Here is a 4,331-nt window from a genome sequence, read left to right as displayed (position 1 = left end):
GATAGCGGAGCTATCGGGGCGTTTCGGCAACGCGGCGAGGTGCCGTGCCAGGCGCCGCGGCCCCGGTCATGATCCGCCGGACAGGCCCTAGTCCCTCTCGTCCCATTCGAAGGGCGCACCCGGCTCGTGGTGCAGTCCTTCGTGGCCGCGCGGCCGCGAGCAGAAGAAGTTGCCCTGCGACAGGAGGGTCCAGCTGTCCGGGCCGGGGAAGTTGCAGCGAGGCGTTTCCGCCGAGTCGTTCGTTCCAGCGGGATTCTGATCCGTAGTCATACGAACATTCTCTCGCACCCCCTCACCTTCCCTACCCGGGAGTTGTCTGTACAACTCCCGGTCAACGTTCCCCGAAAGGCCTTCAAGAGTTCACTCCCGACTGCTCGGATACACGCGCCATGTGCACAACGAACAGCGCTTGATCGAGGAGGCTCGAGTGAATCTCGTAGTCAACGGCGACGCGGAGAGCGGGCCCGGCGGGGCTGCCGATCCCGTCGGTGCGGTGACCGGGTGGGTGGTGGCCGAAGGGGCGCCCGCGCTCATCTCGTACACCCTGGGGAACGGCTACCCGGGGGCCGGGGACCCCGGGCCCGCCGAGCGGGGCACGCGGTTCTTCTCCGGGGGCAACAGCCCCCGTACCGCGCTCGTCCAGGACATCGCCCTGCCGCGGAACGGTGCCACGGGGTGGCCGCACATCGACGCGGGGCACGTGAGCTACACGCTCGCCGGGTGGCTGGGCGGGTACGCCACGCAGGAGGACGGGGCGCGGCTCTCCGTCGAGTTCCGGGACGAGCGGGGCACGCCCGTCGCCCTGTCCGTGCTCGGGCCCGTGACGGCCGGCGAGCGGCTGTCCCGTACCGCGCTCCTGGAGCGCACCGCCACCGCGCGCGTGCCGCGCACGGCGCGCACCGCGCGCGTGCTGCTCGTCTTCACCCGCAGCGGCGGCGGGACGTCCAACGACGGTTACGCCGACGCCATATCGCTCACGCTGCACGCCACGGAGGGACACAAGTGACCAGGCTCAACCGACGCGACCTGCTCAAGGCCGCGGGCGCCGCCGGGGCGCTGAACCTCGCCTGGCCGCTGGCCGCCGGCCTGTCGCCCGCGCAGGCCCTGGAGGCCGCCCAGGCGCTCGGCGCCGACTACGACCCGGCGCCGTTCACGCTGGGGGTCGCCTCCGGTGACCCCCAGCCGCACAGCGTCGTGCTCTGGACCCGGCTCGCCCCCGAACCGCTCGCCGCCGAGCAGCAGCTGAGCGAGATCGTCGAGGTCGAGTGGGTCGTCGCGAGCGACCCCCAGCTGCGCCGGGTCGTCGCACGCGGCTGCGTGCCCGCCTCCGCGACGCTCGGCCACTCCGTGCACGTGCCGGTCTCCGGGCTGCGTCCGGGCGTCCACTACTGGTACGCCTTCAAGGCGCTCGGCAGGCGCAGCCGGATCGGCCGTACGAAGACCGCGCCCGTCGGCGACGTCTCCTCGGTCCGCTTCGCCACCGCCAACTGCCAGGCGTTCCACGACGGTTTCTACGCGGCCCACCGCGGGATCGCCCGCGAGAAGGTCGACTTCGTCGTCCACCTCGGCGACTACATCTACGAGCACGGTCAGGTCGGCGGCGTCCCCGCGGACCACGTCCGCGACCACGAGGGCCCGGGCATCTTCACCGTCGCCGACTACCGTCGCCGGCACGCGCTCTACAAGGGCGACGCCTCCCTGCGCGAGGCGCACGCGGCCCACCCCTGGTACCTGACCTGGGACGACCACGAGGTCGCCAACGACTACTCCGGCACGGGCGGCGGCGCGCCGTTCATGCAGCGCCGCGCGGCCGCGTACCAGGCCTGGTACGAGAACATGCCGCACCGCGACGGCGGCGCCGGGACCACGGCCGCGCTGCCGGACCCCGAGATCCACCGTGTGCGCCGCTGGGGCGACCTGCTGGAGCTGACCGTCCTCGACCTGCGCTCGTACCGCTCCGCGCAGAACCTCGCCGACGGGACGATCCTGGGCGCCGGGCAGAAGTCGTGGCTGAAGAAGAACATCGAGACCGCCCCCGACACCTGGCACGTGTGGGCCAACTCGATCATGCTCAGCCAACTGCGGAGCCGCCCGGGCGGCTCGTACATGTTCACCGACCAGTGGGACGGCTTCCGCACCGAGCGCAAGGAGGTCCTCGGCCATGTGCACAGCACCGGCATGGAGGACCTGGTCGTCGTCACGGGCGACTGGCACTCGGCGTTCGTCGACGACATCCGGCCCGACTTCGACGACGTCTCCTCGCCCGTCATCGGTACGGAGTTCACGGCGCACTCGGTCACCTCGGGCGCGTACTCGGCGAGCTGGAACGCGACCAACGGACCGGTCATGGGCGCGGGCAACCCGCACCTGAAGTACTTCGAGGGCAACCGCTACGGCTACGACGTGTACGAGGTCACCCCGGAGCGTCTCAGCGCCCACATGCGGGTGATCGACGACCGCCGCGACCCGGCGTCCCCCGTCTCCACGCTGACCACCTTCCACGTGGACCGCGGGAAGGCGGGCTCGTACGAGGACCCGGCGACGAAGAACTCGCCCGCGCAGTACCGCCGCGACTGACGCGTCGTACGAAAAGGGCCCGTCCCTCCGGCTCGTTTCACCGAGCCGGAGGGACGGGCCCTTCCGTGCTGCTGTGCTCAGCCCTGGCCGGTCAGCCCTGGCCGGTCAGCCCTGGCCGGTCAGGTCGATCGTCTTCGTCCGCTCGGCCGGGGTCTTGCCCATCAGGGCGTCACGCATGACGAACGCGACGTCGTCGGCGGAGACCTGGTGCTTGTTGCCGTCGCCCTTGGTGATCATGATGCCGTCGAAGACGCCGTCCAGGAGCCGGTCGATCGCCTTCTTGTCGTAGACCTCCACCAGGCGGCCGTCGACGGCCTTCATGGAGAGGATCTGCGGCAGCGAGCGGGCGGGACCGAACTTGATCTCCTTCGCGCCCGCCTTGATCACGATCGCGTCGGACATCGCCGGCTGGGCGAACTCCTTCATCGCCCGGTCCAGCTCGGCCTTGGTGATCGACGGCTGGCGGGTGACGACGGGCAGCTCGACCGTCTTCGCCTTGCCCGTCTCGACCTGGGCGCGGAACGCGTCCTTGACGAAGAGCATGGAACGGCCGACGTCCAGGCCCTTGCCCGGCTTGCCCTCCACGGCGGTGACCTTGTTGGGGGCGAAGGTGATCCGCCCGTCGGTCGCCGAGCCCGAGGTGCCGGCCAGGTCGGTCAGGGCGACGGCCAGCTTCTCCTCGTCGACCGGGAGCTTCGGCTGCGCGACCCGCTCGCCGCCGAAGAGGGAGCCGATCACGGAGACGGGGTTGTAGTCGCTGCCGGCCGCCGCGCGGACGGTCTCCTGGCTGTCCAGGGTGAGACCGGCCTTGTCCGGGGAGAGCGTGACGGTCTTGCCGCCGATGTCGAGCTGGAGCGGGGCGTGGGCCCGCTTGCCGAGGGCGGCCTCCAGCTTGTTGACCGCCTCCTCCTTCGTACCGCCGCCGATGTCGACACCGAGGACGGTCGTGCCCTTGGGGACGTCGGAGTGGTTGAGGAGCAGCCCGGCGCCGTAGGCGACACCGGCCAGGCCGACGACGCCCGCGCCGACGAGGACCAGCTTGGAGCGGCCCTTCTTCGCCGGGGCGGAGGAGCGGGTCGAGGCGGGAGCGGGGGCCGAGGGCGCGGGGCGCGGCTCGGCCGGGGCGCCGCCGACGTACTCGGGGGTCGAGAAGCCGCGGTCCGGCGAGGGGGGCGTCCGGTCGGGGCCCGCGGGGACGACCGGGATGCCGCTGGTGAGCGTGTCCCCGGAGACATGGCCGCCGCCGGGCGGGGTCTGGCCGGGGGCGATCGGGCCGGGGCTCTGGGGCGTCAGGACGGCGGTGTCGTCGGACATCCTCGGGGCTCCCCCGAAGGGGTCACCGGCGAAGGGGTCACCGACCGCGAGCGGGTTGCCGACCGCGGGGGTGCCCATGCCCGCCAGCGGGTTGCCCGCGACGGGTCCACCCACCGAGGGGGCACCGCCCATGGGGCCGGGGCCCATGGGCGCACCGCCCAGCGCCGCGCTGCCCGTGACCGGGCCCGTGGTCGGGCCGTTCGGACCCGCGGGGCCCTGCGGCGCACCCGGACCCTGCGGGCCGCCCTGGGCGTAGGGGGCGCCGTCGGGGCCGTACGCGGCCTCGTCCTGAGGCGGGTTCGTGAGGAACATCGGCGTACCGGACGCGGGCGTGGCCGAGATCGACGCGCCGCCCCACGCGGGCCGCTGGGGGCGGGTGAGGACGAGCACGGCGACGACGAGCGCGAGGAAGGCGAAGACCCCGTTGACGAAGGCGGTGG

General features: G+C 72.6%; 4 protein-coding genes. 2 read left to right on the top strand and 2 right to left on the bottom strand.

The window, feature by feature from the left end:
- Positions 1 to 87 precede the first annotated feature (87 nt).
- Positions 88 to 270, bottom strand: a complete 183-nt coding sequence (locus AB0E14_RS39485) for a hypothetical protein (protein ID WP_362430347.1) — start codon at positions 268 to 270, stop codon at positions 88 to 90.
- 157 nt (positions 271 to 427) lie between these two features.
- Between AB0E14_RS39485 and AB0E14_RS39480 the strand changes: the two genes are divergently transcribed.
- Both AB0E14_RS39480 and AB0E14_RS39475 read left to right on the top strand, forming a co-directional pair.
- A complete protein-coding gene (locus AB0E14_RS39480; protein WP_362430344.1) occupies positions 428 to 1,006 on the top strand; it encodes a phosphoesterase in 579 nt (192 codons plus the stop codon).
- Complete coding sequence (locus AB0E14_RS39475; RefSeq protein WP_362430341.1) at positions 1,003 to 2,577, top strand: alkaline phosphatase D family protein; 1,575 nt, start codon at positions 1,003 to 1,005, stop codon at positions 2,575 to 2,577. Before AB0E14_RS39480 ends, AB0E14_RS39475 begins: the two co-directional genes overlap by 4 nt.
- A 105-nt stretch (positions 2,578 to 2,682) precedes the next feature.
- On the opposite strand, the gene AB0E14_RS39470 is transcribed toward AB0E14_RS39475, so the two are convergent.
- Entirely contained in the window at positions 2,683 to 4,203 is a 1,521-nt protein-coding gene (locus AB0E14_RS39470) for a hypothetical protein (RefSeq protein ID WP_362430350.1), read from the bottom strand.
- Positions 4,204 to 4,331: the final 128 nt, after the last annotated feature.

It is taken from the genome of Streptomyces sp. NPDC047981 (genome assembly GCF_040653315.1).
In the GTDB taxonomy this organism is placed as follows: domain Bacteria; phylum Actinomycetota; class Actinomycetes; order Streptomycetales; family Streptomycetaceae; genus Streptomyces.
The sequence above is the reverse complement of the archived record's forward strand: the minus strand, read 5'-3'. Positions and strand labels throughout refer to the sequence as shown.